The 19,478-nt window shown below is 72.3% G+C and carries 19 protein-coding genes; 10 read left to right on the top strand and 9 right to left on the bottom strand.

The window, feature by feature from the left end; all coding sequences use genetic code 11:
• Both AB0F91_RS26700 and AB0F91_RS26695 read left to right on the top strand, forming a co-directional pair.
• Positions 1 to 948 carry a DUF58 domain-containing protein gene (locus tag AB0F91_RS26700; RefSeq protein WP_360601615.1) on the top strand — a complete coding sequence of 316 codons (948 nt, stop codon included), beginning with the start codon at positions 1 to 3 and terminating at the stop codon, positions 946 to 948.
• The gene (locus tag AB0F91_RS26695) at positions 945 to 1,925 is read left to right on the top strand and encodes a VWA domain-containing protein (protein WP_360601613.1); all 981 of its coding nucleotides are present in this window, start codon (positions 945 to 947) and stop codon (positions 1,923 to 1,925) included. Before AB0F91_RS26700 ends, AB0F91_RS26695 begins: the two co-directional genes overlap by 4 nt.
• 6 nt (positions 1,926 to 1,931) lie before the next feature.
• Here AB0F91_RS26695 and AB0F91_RS26690 read toward each other — a convergent pair whose 3' ends face one another.
• Genes AB0F91_RS26690 through AB0F91_RS26665 form a run of 6 tightly spaced genes read right to left on the bottom strand, consistent with a single transcriptional unit; the run spans position 1,932 to position 7,211 of the window.
• Positions 1,932 to 2,399, bottom strand: a complete 468-nt coding sequence (locus tag AB0F91_RS26690; protein WP_360601612.1) for a tRNA (cytidine(34)-2'-O)-methyltransferase — start codon at positions 2,397 to 2,399, stop codon at positions 1,932 to 1,934.
• Between the two features lie 18 nt (positions 2,400 to 2,417).
• Positions 2,418 to 2,852: a thioesterase family protein gene (locus tag AB0F91_RS26685; RefSeq protein WP_360601611.1), complete on the bottom strand. Its 435-nt coding sequence runs from the start codon at positions 2,850 to 2,852 to the stop codon at positions 2,418 to 2,420.
• Positions 2,853 to 2,875: 23 nt separating this feature from the next.
• Complete coding sequence (locus tag AB0F91_RS26680; protein ID WP_360601610.1) at positions 2,876 to 3,817, bottom strand: TAXI family TRAP transporter solute-binding subunit; 942 nt, start codon at positions 3,815 to 3,817, stop codon at positions 2,876 to 2,878.
• The gene (locus tag AB0F91_RS26675; RefSeq protein ID WP_360601608.1) at positions 3,814 to 5,199 is read right to left on the bottom strand and encodes a HAMP domain-containing sensor histidine kinase; all 1,386 of its coding nucleotides are present in this window, start codon (positions 5,197 to 5,199) and stop codon (positions 3,814 to 3,816) included. Before AB0F91_RS26675 ends, AB0F91_RS26680 begins: the two co-directional genes overlap by 4 nt.
• A 3-nt stretch (positions 5,200 to 5,202) precedes the next feature.
• Positions 5,203 to 5,868 carry a response regulator transcription factor gene (locus AB0F91_RS26670; protein ID WP_360601606.1) on the bottom strand — a complete coding sequence of 222 codons (666 nt, stop codon included), beginning with the start codon at positions 5,866 to 5,868 and terminating at the stop codon, positions 5,203 to 5,205.
• Positions 5,869 to 5,882: 14 nt separating this feature from the next.
• Positions 5,883 to 7,211, bottom strand: coding sequence for an MFS transporter (locus AB0F91_RS26665; RefSeq protein ID WP_360601604.1), 1,329 nt, complete (start codon positions 7,209 to 7,211; stop codon positions 5,883 to 5,885).
• Positions 7,212 to 7,559: 348 nt separating this feature from the next.
• On the opposite strand from AB0F91_RS26665, the gene AB0F91_RS26660 reads away from it, so the two are divergent.
• On the top strand, positions 7,560 to 8,264 hold the full coding sequence (locus AB0F91_RS26660) for a beta-ketoacyl-ACP reductase (RefSeq protein WP_285966883.1): 705 nt from the start codon (positions 7,560 to 7,562) through the stop codon (positions 8,262 to 8,264).
• 44 nt (positions 8,265 to 8,308) lie between these two features.
• Positions 8,309 to 9,076 carry an enoyl-ACP reductase FabI gene (gene fabI, locus AB0F91_RS26655; RefSeq protein ID WP_360601602.1) on the top strand — a complete coding sequence of 256 codons (768 nt, stop codon included), beginning with the start codon at positions 8,309 to 8,311 and terminating at the stop codon, positions 9,074 to 9,076.
• Positions 9,077 to 9,132: 56 nt separating this feature from the next.
• Here the strand turns inward: fabI and AB0F91_RS26650 are convergent, their stop codons facing one another.
• Positions 9,133 to 10,341 carry a Cmx/CmrA family chloramphenicol efflux MFS transporter gene (locus tag AB0F91_RS26650; protein ID WP_360601600.1) on the bottom strand — a complete coding sequence of 403 codons (1,209 nt, stop codon included), beginning with the start codon at positions 10,339 to 10,341 and terminating at the stop codon, positions 9,133 to 9,135.
• A gap of 95 nt (positions 10,342 to 10,436) precedes the next feature.
• Positions 10,437 to 11,021 (bottom strand): TetR family transcriptional regulator, encoded by a 585-nt coding sequence (locus tag AB0F91_RS26645; RefSeq protein ID WP_360601598.1) that lies wholly within the window; start codon positions 11,019 to 11,021, stop codon positions 10,437 to 10,439.
• Positions 11,022 to 11,107: 86 nt separating this feature from the next.
• On the opposite strand from AB0F91_RS26645, the gene AB0F91_RS26640 reads away from it, so the two are divergent.
• Complete coding sequence (locus AB0F91_RS26640) at positions 11,108 to 12,151, top strand: ferrochelatase (RefSeq protein WP_360601767.1); 1,044 nt, start codon at positions 11,108 to 11,110, stop codon at positions 12,149 to 12,151.
• A 113-nt stretch (positions 12,152 to 12,264) separates the two neighbouring features.
• On the opposite strand, the gene AB0F91_RS26635 is transcribed toward AB0F91_RS26640, so the two are convergent.
• Complete coding sequence (locus tag AB0F91_RS26635; RefSeq protein ID WP_360601596.1) at positions 12,265 to 13,062, bottom strand: hypothetical protein; 798 nt, start codon at positions 13,060 to 13,062, stop codon at positions 12,265 to 12,267.
• 100 nt (positions 13,063 to 13,162) lie between these two features.
• Between AB0F91_RS26635 and AB0F91_RS26630 the strand changes: the two genes are divergently transcribed.
• The 5 genes from AB0F91_RS26630 to mshC all read left to right on the top strand — a co-directional run bounded on the left by AB0F91_RS26630 (position 13,163) and on the right by mshC (position 19,356).
• The gene (locus tag AB0F91_RS26630; protein WP_360601594.1) at positions 13,163 to 14,560 is read left to right on the top strand and encodes an ATP-binding protein; all 1,398 of its coding nucleotides are present in this window, start codon (positions 13,163 to 13,165) and stop codon (positions 14,558 to 14,560) included.
• Positions 14,560 to 16,518 carry a VWA domain-containing protein gene (locus tag AB0F91_RS26625; protein WP_360601592.1) on the top strand — a complete coding sequence of 653 codons (1,959 nt, stop codon included), beginning with the start codon at positions 14,560 to 14,562 and terminating at the stop codon, positions 16,516 to 16,518. The genes AB0F91_RS26630 and AB0F91_RS26625 overlap by 1 nt, the downstream gene beginning before the upstream one ends.
• A 770-nt stretch (positions 16,519 to 17,288) precedes the next feature.
• Entirely contained in the window at positions 17,289 to 17,861 is a 573-nt protein-coding gene (locus AB0F91_RS26620) for a MerR family transcriptional regulator (protein ID WP_360601590.1), read from the top strand.
• Complete coding sequence (locus tag AB0F91_RS26615) at positions 17,855 to 18,031, top strand: hypothetical protein (protein WP_360601588.1); 177 nt, start codon at positions 17,855 to 17,857, stop codon at positions 18,029 to 18,031. The genes AB0F91_RS26620 and AB0F91_RS26615 overlap by 7 nt, the downstream gene beginning before the upstream one ends.
• Before the next feature lie 83 nt (positions 18,032 to 18,114).
• Positions 18,115 to 19,356 (top strand): cysteine--1-D-myo-inosityl 2-amino-2-deoxy-alpha-D-glucopyranoside ligase, encoded by a 1,242-nt coding sequence (gene mshC / locus AB0F91_RS26610; RefSeq protein ID WP_360601586.1) that lies wholly within the window; start codon positions 18,115 to 18,117, stop codon positions 19,354 to 19,356.
• Positions 19,357 to 19,478: the final 122 nt, after the last annotated feature.

The following is a 19,478-nucleotide window of genomic DNA, read 5'->3' as shown; positions in this document are numbered from 1 at the left end:
GTGGCAGGGAAGGCGCAGAAGGACCAGCGTCCCGGGTGGGCGCCCCCGGTGCTGCGCGGCGACCGCCTGGAGGCGGGGCTGCGCACGCTGGAGCTCGACGTCCGCCGCCGGCTCGACGGCCTGCTGCAGGGCAACCACCTCGGCCTCGTGCCCGGTCCGGGCTCCGAGCCGGGCGAGGCGCGGCCGTACCAGCCGGGCGACGACGTACGGCGGATGGACTGGGCCGTCACGGCCCGCACGACCACGCCCCACATCCGCGAGACGGTGGCCGACCGCGAGCTGGAGACGTGGGTGGTCGCCGACCTGTCCGCGAGCCTCGACTTCGGCACCGCGCTGTGCGAGAAACGCGACCTGGTGGTGTGCGCGACGGCCGCTGTCGCCCACCTCACCGGCGGGGGCGGCAACCGCATCGGCGCGCTCGTGTCCAACGGCCAGGGCGTGAACCGCATCCCCGCGCGCGGCGGGCTCGCCCACGCGCGCGGCCTGATCCGACGGCTCGCCGAGACCCCGCGGGCGCCCGAAGGCGTCCGGGGTGATCTCGCCGACGCGCTGGAGCAGCTTCGCCGCCCGCCCCGCCGGCGTGGCCTGGGCGTGGTGATCTCGGACTTCCTGGGCCCCACCGACTGGCAGCGGCCGCTGCGCGCGCTCGGCGGGCACCACGAGCTCATCGCCATCGAAGTCCTCGACCCGCGCGACGTGGACCTGCCCGACGTGGGCACCGTCGTCCTGGCCGACCCGGAGACAGGGAAACAGCGCGAAGTGCACGCTTCCGCCTTGCTGCGCAAGGAGTTCGGCGCCGCGGCGCACGCCCATCGGCAGGACGTCGCGGCCGGGCTGCGCCGCGCGGGTGCGGCGCACCTGGTGCTGCGTACCGACTCCGACTGGATCGCCGACATGGTGCGGTTCGTGGTCGCGCGCAAGCGCCGCTGGTCGGGTGGTGTCGCATGAGCCTGACCGGATTCACTTCGCCGTGGTGGTTCCTGCTGCTGATCCTGGTGGCGGCCGTCGCCGTCGCGTACGTGCTCGCCCAGCGGGCGCGGCGCAAGCGCGTGATGCGGTTCGCGAACCTGGAGCTGCTGGACAAGGTCGCGCCGAAGACGCAGGGCTGGATCCGGCACCTGCCGGCGGTGCTGATCGTGTTCTCGCTGCTGGTGCTCACAGTGGCGCTGGCCGGGCCGACGGCCGAGCAGAAGGTGCCGCGCAACCGGGCCACCGTGGTGCTGGTGATCGACGTGTCGCTGTCGATGGAGGCCACCGACGTCGCGCCCAACCGGCTGAAGGCGGCGCAGGACGCGGCCAAGCAGTTCGCCGAGAACATGACCCCGGGCGTGAACCTGGGGCTGATCTCCTTTGCCGGCACCGCGACCGTGCTGGTCAACCCGACCACCGATCGCGCCGGAGTGGTGAAGGCGATCGACAACCTGAAGCTCGCGCAGTCGACGGCCACCGGTGAAGGCATTTTCGCGGCCATGCAGTCGATCGAGAGCTTCTCGGCCGTCGTCGGCGGCGCCGACGGGCCGCCGCCCGCGCGCATCGTGCTGATGAGTGACGGCAAACAGACCGTGCCGGAGGATCTCTACGCCCCACGCGGCGCGTACACCGCGGCCCAGGCGGCGAAGCAGGCCCAGATGCCGATCTCGTCGATCTCGTTCGGCACCACGCACGGTTCGGTGGACATCGAGGGCAAACCGCAGGACGTGCGGGTCGACGACGACTCCCTGAAGGAGATCGCGCGACTGTCCGGCGGCGACTTCTACAAGGCGGCCAGCGCCGACGAGCTGAAGAAGGTCTACGCCGACCTCGGCGAGCAGATCGGCTACGAGCTCAAGAACGCCGACGCGAGCAAACCGTGGGTCGTGATCGGCACCCTGGTGCTGATGATCGGGGCGGCGGCCGCGTTGCTGATCGGCCAGAGACTCCCGTAGCGAGCGTCAGCCTGGCGGCAGACCGAATCCGTTCTGCCGCCAGGCTTCGTAGATCGTGATGGCCGCGGTGTTGGCCAGGTTGAGCGAGCGGCTCGTGGGCAGCATCGGCAGCCGTACCCGGTCGGTGATCTCGGCCGCGTGCTGCACGGCGTCGGGCAGGCCGGCGGACTCGGGGCCGAACAGCAGCACGTCGCCGGGTTCGTAGGCCACGTCGGTGTAGAGGCGCGTGGCCTTGGCGCTGAACGCGTAGACCTTGGCCGGCAACAGGGCTTGCCACGCCGCGGCGAGATCAGCGTGCACGCGGACTCGCGCGAGGTCGTGGTAGTCGAGTCCGGCTCGGCGCAGCTGCTTGTCCTCGAGCGTGAACCCCAGCGGCTCGACCAGGTGCAGCTCGCAGCCCGTGTTGGCGGCGAGGCGGATCGCGTTGCCGGTGTTCGGCGGGATCTCGGGGTGGTAGAAGAGCACGCGGAACATGGCCGGACCTCGGGAACGTCAGGAAGCGGTGGGTGCGGGCAGGTGGGCCGCGTAGACGTCGCGCACGGCGGCGGGCGGCTCGGTCTTGCTCAGGGTGACGGGGTCGATGAACACGTAGCGGGTCTTCGCCTCGGTGGTGAGCTTGCCGCCGCGGCGGATCTCCGACTCGTAGACCATCGACGTGGTCCCGAGGTGCGTGAGGAACACCGACACCACGAGGTCGTCGTCGTAGCGGCACGGCGCGCGGTAACGCAGGTTCGACTCCGCGACCACCACGTCGATCCCCGTGGCCAGGAATGCTTCGTGCGATCCGAACAGCGCCTTCTCGACCTCGAAGGAGGCCATGTCGACGTAGGCCAGGTAGTGGGCGTTGAAGACGATCCCCTGGCCGTCGCACTCGTGGTAGCGCACGCGCAAGGGCATCTCGACCAGCGGTCGGCGCGGTGGGGTCACGCGACCAATCTAGCGAGCGCGGATCAGCCGTGGAGCGCCCGGTACGTCTCCGCGGCCCCGCGGTGCAGCGGCACGGGCTGGGTGCCGATGAGCGTGCGCACGTCGAGGAACTGCGTCCCGACGGCCTGCGCCGGCACCAGATCGGCCGCGCGCCCGGCGAGCACGCGCACCACCGCCGCGGTGACGTCAGAGGGCAGCCGCGGGGCGCAGACGAGCAGGTTCGCCACGCCGATCGTCGCAGGCGCCCCGACTCCGGCGTACGCGCCGGCGGGCACCTGGACCTGTTCGTAGACCGGGCCGTGCTTCGCGCGCAGCGCGGGGATCACGGACGCGAGGGGCAGCAGGGCCAGCGGTGTCGTGCGGTTGAGTTCGGCGAGCGCGGGGGTGGGGAGGCCACCCGACCACAGGAGCGCGTCGATGCGGTGGCTCGCCAGCGCGGCGATGGCGTCCGCCAGCGGCAGATGCCGCGCCACCACGGACACGCCGGCCGTGGCGAACACGCGCTCGCCCAGCTGCGCGGCCCCCGACCCGCCCGCGCCGACGGACACCGGATGTCCACCCAGGTCCTTCAGCTGTGCGAGACCATCGTCTGCGCGCACGACGAGCTGCGGGTAGTTCTCGTACACCCGGCCCAGCGCCTGCACCGGGACCGGCGCGGGGAACGGCGCCCGGCCCGTGAGCGCCGACTGCGCGACGTCCGCGAGCACCAGCCCCAGGTCGGCCGTTCCGTCGCGCACCCGCTCGACGTTCACGACACTCGCCTCGGTCGCCACGGCCACGCAGTGCAGCCGCGGCTCCGCCCGGCTCACCTCGGCCGCGAGCACCTCCGCGAACGCCAGGTAGAACCCGCCCTGCTCCCCGGCAGCGATCGTGACGGACCGCTCGGGTCCGCGGTACGCGGGCGCGCACCCGGCGAGTGCGAGGCCGAGCCCGCCGAGCAACGCGGTGCGGCGCGTGATCGTCACGGCGTCACCGCCGGCAGTGTCACGCGGACCTGCAACCCGTGCGGCGCGTTGGCGCGCAGTTCGAGCGTGCCGCCGCGGGCACGGCTTTGCTCGCGCGCGATGGCGAGGCCGAGACCTGTGCCGCGGGGTGCGCCGTCGCCGCCGGCGCGCCAGAAGCGGTCCGTCGCGCGGGCGAGGTCGGCCCCCGGCAGGCCGGGGCCGTCGTCGGTGACGACGAGGGTGACGGCGCCCGGCGAGGCCTCCCACGCGGCCGAGATGGTGGTGCCACGCCCGGCGTGGTGGACGGCGTTGTCGAGGAGCACGTCGAGGATCTGCGCGAGCTCGCCCTCGGGGGTGTGAACGAGCACCGGTTCTTCGTGGCCGGGACAGGGGAGCAGGGTGGCACCGGCTTCGTCGGCGGCGGGCCGCCACGCGTCGACGCGTTCGGCGATCACGGCGGCGAGGTCGGCGGGTTCGTCGTCCGCGCCGGCGGCGATGCGGGTGGCGGTGGACTCCGCGGTGGCGAGGGCGAGCAGGCCGTCGAGGATGCGTTCGAGGCGTTCGACCTCCGCGACGATCGCCCGGTACGCCGGGTGGTTCGCCTCGCCCGCAGCGACCGAGTCGACGCGCAGCCGCAGCGCGGCCATCGGGTTGCGCAGCTGGTGGGAGGTGTCCGCGACGAGCCGGTGCTGCTGGTCGGCGGCCTCGGCCACGGCGTCGGACATGCGGTTCACCGAAGCCGCCAGCGACCGCAGCTCGCGCGGCCCGGAGCTCTCCGGCACCTGCGCGCGGTGGCCGCCCGCCACGGCCAGCACGCCCGTCTCCAGCTCCAGCAGCGGCCGCACCATCCACCGGGCCAGCAGCACCGCCAGCAGGACGAACACGGCGGCCACGAGCAGTGCCCCGGCCGCGATCGCGCTCCAGCGGGCCGCGACGTCGGCCGCCGCCGCGGCCACGGAAGCGCGCAGCACCACCACGCCGGCCACCCGCGTGCCCGACCCCACCGGACGCGCGAACAGCACCGGCCCGGCCGACCACGGGCTCAGCCGCTCGACGCGCGGCGGCGGCTCGTTGCGCATGGTCGCCTCCACGAGCGCGCGCACCTGCCGCGCCGCGGCCGTGAGCCCGCCCGTCTGCACCAGCGGGTCGCGCTGCGCGTCGACGACCACCACGGCCTCGCCGTAGAGCGCCGAGTAGCGCTCGGCCTCGGCGTCGAGCGCCGCCGGGTCGTGCGCGTCGACCGCCTGCTGCGCCAGCACGCCGAACCGGTCGACGTCGCTGCTGCGGGAGATCACCAGCTGCTGCGTGCGCTGCTGCGCCGTGGTCACCAGCAGCGGCACGGCGAACGCCGCCACCACGAGCAGCGCGAGCGCGACCAGCACGACGAGCAGGCGGGTGCGCACCGCTCAGCCCCGGCCCAGCCGGTAGCCGAAACCGCGGATCGTGGTCAGCAAGCCAGGGCGGTCGAGCTTGGCGCGCAGCTGCGTCATGTGGACGTCGAGCGATCGGGAGATGGCGAGGTACGCGTCGCCCCACACTTCGTCCATCAGCTGCTGGCGGCTCACGGCGGTGCCCGGCCGCGCGGCGAGCACGGCCAGCACCGCGAACTCCTTCGTCGTCAGTCCGATGTCCCGGCCCGCCACCCGGACGCGACGCGCGCCGAGGTCGATCTCGACGTCTTCGAGCCGCACCACGGCGTCGTCGGCCGGCGTGTCCCGCACACCCGCCCGGCGCACGACGGCGTCCATCCTCGCGAGCAGTTCGGCCAGCCGCACGGGTTTCGTAAGGTAGTCGTCCGCACCCAGGCGCAGCCCGCGGACGACGGACCGCTCGTCCCCGCGGGCGGTCAGCACGATCACGGGCACGGCGGAGACCTGGCGGATCTTGCGCAGCACGTCGAGCCCGTCGATGTCCGGCAGACCGACGTCGAGCAGCAGCAGATCGGCCTCACGGTGCCGGTGCAGTGCGTCGGCACCGCGGCCGACGCTGGTCACGGCGTGGCCGCGCGCGTGCAGCGTCTCGGCGAGCGCACCGGCGACCCCGGTGTCGTCCTCCACGAGCAGCACGCGCACGGCCGTCCTCCCGCTCAGTCTTCGTCCCGCTCCAGTGCGGACGAACGCGACGTTTCGCGCATTGTTCCGTACACGACGAGCGAGACGAGAATGCAGCCCGCGACGTACCAGAAGAAGAGCGACTCGTGCCCCGCCTTCTTCAGCGCCTGCGCGATGAGCTCGGCCGTGCCGCCGAAGATCGCGACCGTCAGCGCGTACGGCAGGCCCACGCCGAGCGCGCGGATCCGCGTGGGGAACAGCTCGGCCTTCACGATCGCGTTGATGGACGTGTAGCCCGTGACGATCACGAGCGCGCCGAGCAGCAGCAGGAACGCGAGCACCGGCTGTTTCGTGTGCGCCATCGTCGTCATGATCGGGACGGTGAGCACGGTGCCCGCGATGCCGAAGAACATCAGCAGCTTGCGCCGCCCGATCCGGTCCGACAGCCGCCCGGCCACCGGCTGCAGCAGCGCGAACACCAGCAGCGCGATGAAGAGGATCCACGTCACCGTGCGGCGCGGGATGCCGGCGGTGTTCTCGAGGAACTTCTGTGTGTAAGTCGCGTACGTGTAGAAGGCGACCGTGCCGCCCAGCGTGAGGCCGACGACGAGCGCGATCTCCTTCGGGTACTTCACGAGCGTGCGCAGTGTGCCGCGTTCGCCGCCCTGCTTGCCGGATCCGGATTCCGCGGCCACGCGCTCGTAGCTCGCCGACTCGTCCATGCTGCGCCGCAACGCCATCACGACCACGGCCGCGACGGCGCCGACCACGAACGCGATCCGCCAGCCCCAATCACCCATCTGCGCCTCGGTGAGCAGGCTCTGCAGGATCAGTTGCAGCCCGAGCGCGAGCAGCTGTCCGCCGACGAGCGTCACGTACTGGAAGCTGGAGTAGAAACCGCGCTTGCCGGGAGTGGCCACTTCGGACAGATACGTCGCCGAGGTCGAGTACTCACCGCCCACCGAAAGGCCCTGCAGCAGCCGCGCGAGCACGAGCAGGATCGGCGCCGCGACACCGATGGCCGCGTAGCCCGGCGTCGCCGCGATGAGCAGCGAGCCGAACGCCATCATCGAAACCGAGAGCACGAGCGCGCTGCGGCGCCCGAACCGGTCGGCGAAGCGCCCGAGCAGCCAGCCGCCCAGCGGGCGCATCAGGAACCCGACGGCGAACACGGCCGCGGTGTTGAGGAACTGGGCCGTTGCGTCGCCGCCGGGGAAGAACGCTTTGGCGAAGTAGATCGTGAAAGCCGAGTAGGCGTACCAGTCGTACCACTCGACGAGGTTGCCGATGGAGCCGCGCAGCACGTTGCCGACGACTCGGCGCTCGCCCTCGCGGGTCACCGGGGTGGGGATCCGGGTAGTCATCCTTGACCTCCTGTGTCGCGACTCACGGTGACCGCCGGAGCACGCTCGCGGCAAGGTCGCGGCGTCGTTCCTTACCTGTCCTTAGGCGAGTTCCGGCTGTCTCGCCGGGCCGGGGGACCGGCGATCCTGATCACGTTTTGTGCGGATCGCACGTGCGGCTTTCCCCCGGTTTGTAGGAACCCTCTGGTCTGCGCAAACGGACCGGCGCGCCGCGCCCTAACCTCCGCTCTGGACTTCCGCGCCCGGCCCGGGCGCGGAGATGGCGCCGGGTGCGGCAACGCCGCGCGCGGCCGATAGCCTCGTCCCGACGCGTTCGCGACAGGGACACCGAGCAGAGGGAGACGTGCAGTGGGACGGTCGGTCTTGGTCACCGGCGGCAACCGGGGTATCGGTCTGGCGATCGCCCGGGACCTCGCCGAACAGGGCCACCAGGTGGCCGTGACCCACCGCGGCTCCGGCGCGCCGGAAGGGCTCTTCGGGGTCGAAGCGGACGTCACGGACGCCGAGCAGATCGACGCCGCGTTCAAGCTGGTCGAGGAGCACCAGGGCCCCGTCGAGGTGCTCGTGTCCAACGCCGGGCTCACCGACGACACGCTCCTGATGCGCATGAGCGAGGAGCAGTTCGAGCGCGTGGTGAACGCGAACCTCACCGGCGCGTTCCGGGTCGCCAAGCGCGCGTCGCGCGGCATGCTGCGCGCCCGCTGGGGCCGGTTCATCTTCATCTCGTCGGTCGTCGGCCTCTCGGGCTCGGCGGGCCAGGCGAACTACGCCGCGTCGAAGGCCGGGCTCGTAGGCTTTTCGCGCTCGCTCGCGCGGGAGCTCGGCTCGCGCAACATCACGTCCAACGTGATCGCGCCCGGCTTCGTGCGCACCGACATGACCGACGCGCTCGGCGAGGACCGCAAGAAGGAGATCCTCGCCAACGTGCCCACCGGCCGCTACGCCGAGCCGGCCGAGATCGCCGCGGCCGTGCGCTACCTCGCCTCCGATGACGCCGCCTACGTCAACGGCGCGGTGCTGCCGGTCGACGGCGGCCTCGGCCTCGGCCACTGACCTTCCCGTCTCTTCCGCGACCACCACAAGACCTGGAGGAACCGTTGCCCGGACTGCTCGAAGGCAAGCGGCTGCTGATCACCGGCGTCATCACCGACGCCTCGCTCGCGTTCCACGCGGCCAAGATCGCGCAGCAGGAGGGCGCTGAGGTCGTGCTCACCGGCTTCGGCCGGCTCTCGCTGGTGAAGACGATCGCCAAGCGTCTCCCGAAGCCGGCGCCGGTGCTCGAGCTCGACGTGACCAACTCCGAGCACCTGGACTCACTGGCCGACCGGGTGCGCGAGCACGTCGACGGCCTCGACGGTGTGCTGCACTCGATCGGCTTCGCCCCGCAGACCTGCCTGGGCGCGCCGTTCCTGGACGCGCCGAGCGACGACGTGAAGATCGCCGTGGACGTCTCGGCGTTCTCGTTCAAGTCGCTGGCCGTGGCGACGCTGCCGCTGCTCTCGCGTGGCTCGTCGATCGTCGGCATGGACTTCGACGCACGCGTGGCGTGGCCGGCGTACAACTGGATGGGCGTCGCGAAGGCGGCCCTGGAGTCGGTGAACCGCTACCTCGCGCGGGACCTCGGCCCGCGCGGCATCCGCGTGAACCTGGTCAGCGCCGGCCCGATGAAGACGATGGCCGCGAAGTCGATCCCGGGCTTCAACGAGCTCGAAGACGGCTGGAACGACCGCGCCCCGCTCGGCTGGGACAGCTCCGACCCGGACCCGACGGCCAAGACCGTCTGCGTCGCGTTGTCGGACTGGCTGCCCGCCACGACCGGCTCGATGATCATGGTCGACGGCGGCGTGCACGCGCTCGGCATCTGAGTTTTTCCTTTACGGCGAACGGCTCCCGCGGAGTTTCGCGGGAGCCGTTCGCCGGTTCACCGCGTGGCCGGGCGGATCACCGGCTCTTCGGGGGAGAGCGCCGGACGGCGGGCGTCGTCGGAACGCTGCAGGCGCAGGGCGAAAGTGAGAGCGGTCAGCGCGAGCCCGCCGAGCCCGACGCTCACCCACGCGACGCTCGGGAAGCCGAGACCGGCGTTGATCGCGACGCCGCCGGCCCACGGGCCCGCGGTGTTGCCGACGTTGAAGCCCGACGTGGTGCTGGCGCCGACCAATGTGGACGATCCGCCCGCGACCGAGTACGCGCGGACGTTGAGGGCCGGGTTGGCCGCGAACGCCGCGGCGCCGAGCACCAGGACCGCGACCACGGCGACCACGGTGTCCGAAGTGACCGCGAGCGCGATCAGCGCGGCGACGGCCAGCCCCAGGCTGCCGTAGAGCGTCGGGAACGGGCGGCCGTCGGCGAGCTTGCCGCCCGCGAGGATCCCGATCACCGCGCCGACGCCGAACAGCACCAGGACGAGCGGGACGCCCGAGGACGGCAGGCCGTCGGCCGACGTGAGCAACGGCGCGAGGTAGCTGAACGTGGCGAAGACCATGGCCTGGGTCAGCGCGATCACGCCCAGCGCCAGCCAGACGCGTCCGTTGCGGAAGACCCGCAGTTCGGTCCGGACCCGCACCCGCAGGGCCGAGGAGTCCGAGACGGTGCGCGGTACGAAAGCGAGGACGCCGGCGACGGCCACCACGGTCAGCGCCGCCACCGCCCAGAACGCGGTGCGCCAACCGGCGTGCTGGCCGAGGAAGGTGCCGGCGGGGACGCCCGCGATGTTCGCCACGGTCAGGCCGCCGACCAGCACGGCGAGCGCACGCCCGCGCCGCGCCGCGGGGACGAGCGAAACGGTGGTCGCCGCGGCGACGGCCCAGAACCCGGCGCAGGCCAGGGCGCTCACGATGCGGGTCGCGAAGAGCAGGCCGTAGCCCGGGGCGAGCGCGCCGACGACGTGCGAGCCGGCGAACACCGCCAGCAGTGCGAGCAGGGTCGTGCGGCGGGGCAGCTTGAGCGTGCCGACGGCCAGCAGCGGCGCGCCGACCACCATGCCGACGGCGAACGCCGAGATGAGCAGGCCGGCGTCGGGGATGCTGACGCCGAGGTCGGCCGCCATCCCGGGCAGCAGCCCGGTGATCATGAACTCCGAGGTGCCGAGGGCGAAGATGCTGAGCCCGAGCACGAAGACGGCCAAGGGCACGGTTCGACTCTCCTTTTGGATTGAGTGGTACAAAACTGGCGCGTGACACCTTGAGGCTGATGCCGGGGTGGGGCGGCCGGTTGTGGTGGGTGGGGTCAGCGGTGGGCGAGTGCGGCGACGGCGATGTCGGCCACCGCCGTCATGGCCGGGCGTTCCGCGCCGCGGCGCGACATCAGGCGCAGCCCGCTCACGGTGCTGTGCACGAACTCCGCGATGTCGCGTGGCTCCCGGTCACGGGTGATGCTGCCGTCGGCCTGGCCGAGGCGGGCGCATTCGGCGAGCGACGCGAGGTGCGCGGCGGTGTCGGCTTCCACGTGCGCCGTGATCTCGGGGTCGGTGGTGCCGAACTCGGCGACGGTGTTCACCACCAGGCAGCCGCGGCGGCCGTGGGTGAGCTCGTCGTCGATCACCGACTCCAGGAGCCGGTGGATCGCGTCGAGTCCGTCGTCGGCCTGTTCCAGCACGGCGGCCCGGCTGCGGACGCCGAGCCGGATGTAGTGCTCGAGCGCGCGCCGGAACAGGATTTCCTTGCTGGTGAAGGTGTTGTACACACTGCTGCGGCCGAGCCCGGTAGCGGCGCAGAGGTCCTGCGTCGAGGTCGCTTCGTAGCCGCGGGCCCAGAAGGCGTTCATGGCGCCTTCAAGGGCTTCGGTCTCGTCGAACTCGCGTGGCCTGGGCACGGGACGACCGTACCAGGTTTTGGATAGGTCGGTACACAATGAGCCCGCTCCGTCGTGGGCGCCGCCACAGGGGCAAGATGGACACCGTGGGTTACAACGCGCTGTTATGGCTTTCGTTCGGCGGTCCGGAGGGGCCCGACGAGGTGATGCCGTTCCTGGAGAACGTCACCCGGGGACGCGGGGTGCCGCGCGAGCGGCTGCTCGAGGTCGCCGAGCACTACCAGCACTTCGGCGGGGTGTCGCCGATCAACCGGCTCAACCGCGCGGCCATCGCGGCCGTCGAGAAGCAGCTCGCGGCCGAGGGGCTCGACCTGCCGGTGTACTTCGGCAACCGCAACTGGCAGCCCATGGTGGAGGACACCGTGGCGCGGATGAAGGCCGACGGCGTGCAGCGGGTGCTCGCATTCCCCACCAGCGCCTACGGCGGTTACTCCGCGTGTCGCCAGTACGACGAAGACATCCTGCGCGCCCGCGAAGCCGTGGGACCCGACGCGCCGGAAATCGTGAAGCTGCGCCAGTTCTTCGACCACCCGCTGTTCATCTCCGCGATCGCCGACGCGGTCCGCGCCGCCCACGCGAGCCTCGGCGACCGGCCCGGCACGCGCACGGTTTTCACCGCGCACTCCGTGCCGCTGAGCGCCGACGTCGCCTCCGGTCCACCCGCCGAAGGGGGCCGGCGCTACTCCCGCCAGATCGCCGAAGCCGCGCGGCTCGTGGCCGCCGAGGCGGGCATCGCGGAGTACGACGTGGTCTGGCAGTCGCGTTCGGGGCCGCCGCAGATGCCGTGGCTGGAGCCGGACATCGTCGACCACCTCGACGCGCTGCACGAGCGGGGCGTGAAGTCCGTGGTGGTCAGCCCGATCGGCTTCGTCTCGGACCACCTCGAGGTGATCTGGGACCTCGACAACGAAGCCGCCGAGCGTGCCGCAGAGCACGGCATGGCCTTCGCCCGCGCCGCGACGCCCGACGTGGACCCGCGGTTTGCCGAGCTGGTGGTGGAACTGGTGCGCGAGCACGTTTCCGATGCCCCGGCCCGCAAGCTCTCGTCCTTCCCGGCTGCCGGCTGCTCGATCAACGGCGCGCCCTGCTCGGTCGGGTGCTGTGAGCCCGCGAAGCGTCCCGCCCGGTAAAGCGAAAAGATCCCGCGTGGTCCGGGAACCGGGCAACGCGGGCAAAAACGCCTTGTTCGCTCTCGGCTGACGCTGACGAGTGCCTGTTCACTGTCAGCTGAGCGCGGAGATGCTCACGGCTGCCGGTCGGCCTGCTCCGCGAACACTCGCACCGCTTCGTTGACCGACGCGGTCCGAGCCGTCCGCACGGCGTCCGACAACGGCCGCAACGCTTCGGCCCGGCGGCTCGCCGCCGAAGCGGACAGCGCGCCACCCGGATCGTCGGTGCCCGCGATGGCCAGGATCGCCGAGATCTCCTCCGCCCGCTGCAACACGCGCAGTGCCCGCGCGGGCGTGCCGGCCGGCCACTCGACCTGCGGCCGGGACCGCAGGTGGGCCGACAGCTCGGCGCGCACGCCGGGGCGGTCGCTGGCCACGTCCAGCGCCTGCAACGCACCCGCGCTGGCGCGGATCGCGTCCGTGAGGCCGTGTTCGGCGTCGGGCAGCGACTGGTACTCCAGCGGAAGCGGGGCGGGCACCGAGTAAACCGTCCAGCGCATCAGGCCTTCGGCGATCGGCTCGGGCACGAGGCCGAAGCCGAGCTCGGTCAGCACCACCGCGTCACCGCACCGCAACGCCGCTTCGGCGAACGGGCCGCCCCCGCCGAGGCCACGGACGTCGCCGGGCACGGGGAGCACGAGCTGGGCCATCTTCACGCCCTGCGTGCGCAGTGCCATGAGGAGCTGGACCGGGGTGGCGGCGCGGTGGAACGCCAGCGGGAGCTCGAAGGCTTCGGCGGCGGGGGCGTCGGCCGCGACGACGTCGTGCGCTTCGCCCCAGGCAGCGAGGGCGTCGAGCACATCGTCGGAAGCCGCGGCTCCGTTGAGCCACGCGGAGGACCAGACGGCGAGGGTCGCACTGGGACGGCACACGACGCCCTATTTTACCGGTAGCCCGCACTTCGTGGACGATCGCCCACGCTGGAGTCGCTCCACGTCGACGTACGCCGAAACGGTAAGTAGCGTCGATGCGGTGACCGTTGTCCCAGACTCACTTCCCCGTACCGCGGGCGAGCTCCGCGCCGCCGGGTACACCCCGCGCCCCATCGCGCAGGAGATCCACGACAACCTGCTGACCGCGCTGCGTGAAGGCCGCGACGCGTGGCCCGGCATCGTCGGCTTCTCCCGCACCGTCCTGCCGCAGCTCGAGCGCGCGCTGCTCGCCGGCCACGACGTCGTCCTGCTCGGCGAACGAGGCCAGGGCAAGACCCGCCTGCTGCGCACCCTCGCCGGCCTGCTCGACGAGTGGACCCCCGTCATCGAGGGCTCCGAGCTCGGCGAGCACCCCCTCGACCCCATCACCCCCGCCTCGATCCGCCGCGCGGCGGAGCTCGGCGACGATCTGCCTGTGGCGTGGCGCCACCGCAGCGAGCGCTACACCGAGAAGCTCGCGACGCCGGACACGTCCGTCGGTGACCTCATCGGCGATGTCGACCCGGTGAAGGTGGCCGAGGGCCGCAGCCTCGGCGACCCGGAGACGATCCACTTCGGGCTCGTCCCGCGCGCCCACCGCGGCATCGTGGCCATCAACGAGCTGCCCGACCTCGCCGAACGCATCCAGGTCGCGCTGCTCAACGTCATGGAGGAGCGCGACATCCAGGTCCGCGGCTACACGCTGCGGCTGCCGCTGGACGTGGTGCTCGTCGCCACGGCGAACCCCGAGGACTACACCAACCGCGGCCGCATCATCACGCCGCTGAAGGACCGCTTCGGTGCGGAGATCCGCACGCACTACCCGCTCGACGTCGACGCCGAAGTCGCCGTGGTGAAGCAGGAGGCGCACCTCGTCGCCGAGGTCGGCGAGCCGCTGCTGGAGGTGCTGGCCCGGTTCGTGCGCAACCTGCGCGAGTCGCCGGTGATCGACCAGCGGTCCGGCGTGTCGGCCCGCTTCGCCGTGGCCGCCGCCGAGACCGTCGCCGCCGCGGCGCTGCGCCGTTCGGCGCTCACCGGGGAGGACCCCGCGGTCGCGCGGCCCGTCGACCTCGAGGCGGTGCCGGCCGTGCTGCGCGGCAAGATCGAGTTCGAGCCGGGCGAGGAGGGCCGCGAGGTCGAGCACCTGGTGCACCTCATGCGCCGGGCCGTGGCCGAAACCGCGCGGGAGCGCTTCGCCGGGCTGGACCTGCGTCCGCTGTCCGACGCCGTCGCCGACGGCCACCTCGTGGCCACCGGCGAGCGCGTGCCGGCCCGGGACGTGCTCGCCGCCCTGCCGGAGCTGCCGGTGCTGCACGAGGTCGCCCAGCGTGCCGGGGTGTCCTCCGACGAGCCGGCCGGTCGCATCGCGGCCGCGGTGGAGCTGGCACTGGAGTCGCTGTTCCTCGCCAGGCGGCTGGCGAAGGACTCCGACGAGAACACCACGGTGTACGGCCAGTAATGCCGCTCATTCCGGAGGGGTACTCCTACGGCCCGTGGCACGACGGGCCGGACCCGCTGGCGCCGCCGGCGGACCTGCGCGACGCGCTCGACGAGATCGGCCGCGACGTGATGGCCGGCGCGTCTCCGCGCTCGGCGCTGGAGGAGCTGCTGCGCCGCGGCACCGAGCGCACGTCGGGGCTCGACGAGCTCACGCGGCGGCTGTGGCAGCGCCGTTCGGAGATCCAGCGCCGCCACCGGCTCGACGGCACGCTACAGGAGGTGCAGCAGCTGCTGAGCGAGGCACTGACCGCCGAGCGCCGCGAGCTGTTCCCGGACCCGGACGACGAGGCGCGCTTCCGCGAGGCGCAGCTCGACGCTCTCCCGCCGGGCACCGCCGCGGCCGTGCGTGAGCTGAGCGAGTACGACTGGCGCTCGTCCGAAGGCCGGCAGAAGTACGAGCAGATCCGCGACCTGCTCGGTCGCGAGGCGCTCGACGCGCGTTTCCAGGGCATGAAGCAGGCGCTGCAGAACGCCGGGCCCGAGGACGTCGAGCAGGTCAACCAGATGCTGTCCGACCTCAACGCGCTGCTGCAGGCCCACGCACAAGGGGCCGACGACATCGCCGAGCGGTTCGCGGAGTTCATGCGCCGCCACGGCGAGTTCTTCCCGGAGAACCCGCGCAACGTCGAGGAGCTGATCGACGCGCTGGCCTCTCGCGCGGCCGCCGCGCAGCGGATGCTGAACTCGATGTCCGCCGAGCAGCGCGCCGAGCTGGCGGAGCTGTCGCAGCAGGCGTTCGGCGACCCGCGCATCGCCCAGCAGCTGTCCGCTTTGGACGCGGCGCTGCAGGCGCTGCGGCCGGGTGAGGACTGGGCGGGCTCGGAGCGCTTCCGCGGCCAGGACCCGCTCGGCCTGGGCGAGGGCGCGCAGGCGATGCAGGACCTCGCGGAGCTCGACGGGTTGGCCGAGCAGCTGGGCCAGGCTTACCCGGGCGCGCGGCTCGAGGACATCGACATGGACGCGCTGCAGCGCCAGCTGGGTCCCGACGCCGGTGTCGACGCGCGGCGACTGTCCGAACTGGAGCGTGAGCTGCGTCGGCAGGGCCTGTTCGAACGCGCCGCCGACGGCACGCTCCGCCTGTCGCCCAAGGCGTTGCGGCGCCTGGGCGAGACGGCACTGTCCGATGTGGTCAACTCGTTGCGCGGCAAGACCGGCGAGCGGGAGACCGAGTCCGCCGGTGCCGCGGGTGAGCCCACGGGCTCGAGCCGCCCGTGGCGGTTCGGGGACATGCAGCCGTGGGACGTGCCGCGCACGGTCCGCAACGCGGTGCTTCGCTCGACGTCGCTCGGCTCGCGCGCGGTCACGCTCGACGTCGAGGACGTGGAGGTCGTCGAGACCGAGCACCGCTCACGCGCGGCCGTGGCGCTGCTGGTGGATACGTCGTGGTCGATGGTGCAGGAGGACCGCTGGCTGCCGATGAAGCGCACCGCACTCGCGCTGCACCAGCTGATCAGCACCCGCTTCCGCAACGACGCGCTGCAGCTGATCACCTTCGGCCGCTACGCGACGAAGGTGGACCTGCCGGAGCTGGTGGGCTTGGAGGGCACGTGGGAGCAGGGCACCAACGCTCACCACGCGCTGCTGCTTGCCGGCCAGCACCTGCGCCGCCACCCCGACGCGCAGCCCGTGGTGCTGATGGTCACCGACGGCGAGCCGACCGCCCACCTCGAACCCGACGGTGAAGCGGTGTTCGACTACCCGCCGGACCCGCGCACGATCTACAAGACACTGTCCGAAGTGGACCGGATCGCCAAGATGGGCGCCTCGGTCACGGTCTTCCGCCTCGGGGAGGACCCACGGCTGGAAGCGTTCGTGGACACCATCGCCCGCCGCTCCGGCGGCCGCGTGGTGGCCCCCGACCTGGACGGCCTGGGCGCCGCCGTGGTCGGCGACTATCTGCGAACACGGCGGCGCTGAATTGCCTCGGCTTCGCCGGGGCGTGCGAGACCGCCGTTGAGCCGGCTTCTGGATGGGGCGGTCGGATCGGCCGGGGGCCGATCGCGCCGCCCCATCCAGAAGCCGGTGCGATCTCGTGCCGTGGTCGCCTTCGGAGTCCAGACAGGAGGGGACCGCACGATTCGCGGTTGTCGAGGTCATTCCTGCTGCGTGGGGTGAATCCGGCCTCTCGCACAGAAAAGAACCTGTGTCCGCCAGAAGGCGACGCCGCGGACACCCTGAGGAAGCTACGTCGGGAAGCGGAAACGATCTGGGGCACCGACGACACCGGTCTCGCGGCGGGCACGGTGTTCGCGGTGGTCACGACCTACGACGGCCGTCCGGAGTTGCTCGCCGGGCACGAGGCCCCGGCCCGGCCGACGGCCGTCACGGCGGCCCGGAGCCGGCTTCTGCCGGTGTGGGTTCGCAAGCTCCCGCGGCCCCTGGGCGGCTCTCGCCGACGGCGACCAGGTCGTGAGCCTGGCCCACTGCGCCCGCCTCACCGACGAAGCCGTGGAGGCCGGCGTGCAGCCGGAGGGGTCCCACCGCGGCCGTGGCCGGGCCGGCGTGGACTGCGTTGTTCGCGCCGAGGGGAGGGTGCTCTTCCAGCGCGTTCGAGACTACCGAGTCTTCCCGCCGGGTGGCTGCGAAGTGCGGCGCCGAGCCGCCCGGACTGCTGACCCGGTAGTTCGTGCTTGACCCTCACGCGACGTGAGGCGGCATCGTCGGCGGGAACAGGAAAGGCGGGGGAGATGGGCCACCGGGTGGGCGAGGTCGCCGTGCTGGCGGGGATCACCGTGCGCACACTGCACCACTACGACGAGATCGGTCTGTTGTCACCGAGCGGGCGCACCGCCGCCGGCTACCGGCGCTACAGCGAAGCCGACCTCGACCGGCTGCAGCGCGTGCTGCTCTACCGGGAGCTCGGATTCCCTCGAAACGATCGGCGGCGTGCTCGACGACCCCGGCGCCGGCGCCGGGGTCCACCTCAAGCGACAGCGTTCGCTGCTGGTGGAGCGGCACGAGCGCCTGGGTCGCATGATCGCGGCCGTCGACCGGGTGATGGAGGCGAGAGCCATGGGGAACGCGTTGCCGCCCGAGGAGAAGTTCGAGGTGTTCGGCGGCTTCCGCGAGCCCGAGGGGTACGCGGAGCAGGCCGCGCAGCGGTGGGGTGCCACGTCCGAGTGGCAGGCTGCGACACCGCCGGACAAGGAGGCGCTCGCGGCGGGAGAACGCCGTCGCGTGGAGTGGGTACGAGTGCTGGTCGCGCTCGTCGACGCGGGTACGCCGGGGGGAGCTGGCGGAACAACACCGCGCGATGCTGAGTGCCGTGATGGGGGAGTGCGGCTACGAGACGCAGCAGCGGATCGCGGAGCTGTACGTGACGGAGCCGGTGCAGCTGTCGTTCCTCGTCCGGGAGGACGAGCAGCGGCCGGGCATCGGGGTGTACGTGCGTGACGCCGTCCGGGCGAACGCCGCTCGGCGGGCTTCCTGAGCGCCGGGGAGGGGAACCACCCGGATGTGGTTCCCCTCCCACCGGATGGGAAAGCGGACGTCTGTCCCGTTTACAGTCGAGGTATGCAGACTTGGTCCTCCGTCGACGTGCCCCGGTTGCCGGGCACGCCCCGCCCGCTTCGGCTCCACGACACGTCGACCGGGCAGATCCGCCCGACGGCTCCGGGAGCCACCGCCCGGATGTACGTCTGCGGCATCACGCCCTACGACGCCACCCACCTCGGCCACGCGGCGACCTACCTGGCGTTCGACCTGGTCAACCGCATCTGGCGGGACAACGGGCACGAGGTCCACTACGTCCAGAACGTGACCGACATCGACGAGCCGCTGCTGGAGCGCGCCGAGCGTGACTCCGACGACTGGGTCGTGCTCGGCATGCGCGAGACGGCGCTGTTCCGCGAGGACATGGAGGCGCTGCGCGTGCTGCCGCCGCGGCAGTTCGTCAGCGTCGTGGAGGCGATCCCCGAGATCGTGGAGGTCGTCGCGAAGCTGCTGGCCAACGGCACGGCGTACCGCGTGGACGACGCCGAGCACCCCGACGTGTACTTCGACCACTCCGCGACCGGGCGGTTCGGTTACGAGTCGCGCTACGACGAGCCGACGATGGCGAAGTTGTTCGCAGAGCGGGGCGGCGACCCGGACCGCGCCGACAAGCGCCACCCGCTCGACGCGCTGCTGTGGCGCGCCGCACGTGAGGGCGAACCGTCGTGGGATTCGGAGCTGGGTCCCGGCCGCCCGGGCTGGCACATCGAGTGCAGCGCGATTTCGGTCAACCGGCTGGGGTTCGGGTTCGACGTGCAGGGCGGTGGCTCGGACCTGCGGTTCCCGCACCACGAGTACAGCGCCGCGCACGCGGAGGCGGCTGCGGGGGACCACCCGTTCGCCCGCCACTACGTGCACGCCGGGATGATCGGCCTCGACGGCGAGAAGATGTCGAAGTCGCGTGGGAACCTGGTGTTCGTTTCGCGGCTGCGCGCCGACGGCGTGGACACCTCGGCCATCCGGCTCGCGCTGTTCGCCGGGCACTACCGCGAAGACCGGCCGTGGACCGACGACCTGCTGACCGAGGCCCAGGAACGCCTCGACCGCTGGCGAGCGGCCATGGCGCTGCCCGCGGGCCCCGACGCGACCGACACCCTCGCGCGGCTGCGCGACCACCTCTCCGACGACCTCGACACCCCCAAGGCCCTGGCGGCCGTCGACGCGTGGGCCGAGGCGGCGCTGCGCCGCGACGGGAGCGACACCGACACCACCTCGCCGGGTCTCATCCGCACCGCGGTTGACGCCCTGCTCGGTGTTGTCTGAATTTTCTGCCCCGGCTTCGCCGGGGCGTGCGAGATCGCCTAGAAGCCGGCGTCTCGCGCCGTGGTCGCCGGAGCGGGGGGGCACCTTGATCCACACGTGTGGATCGAGGCGCGGGCTCGCGT

The sequence above is a fragment of the Amycolatopsis sp. NPDC023774 genome, from assembly GCF_040639695.1.
GTDB lineage: Bacteria > Actinomycetota > Actinomycetes > Mycobacteriales > Pseudonocardiaceae > Amycolatopsis.
Note: the sequence above shows the minus strand (reverse complement) of the source record. Positions and strands in the feature narration are given on the sequence as shown.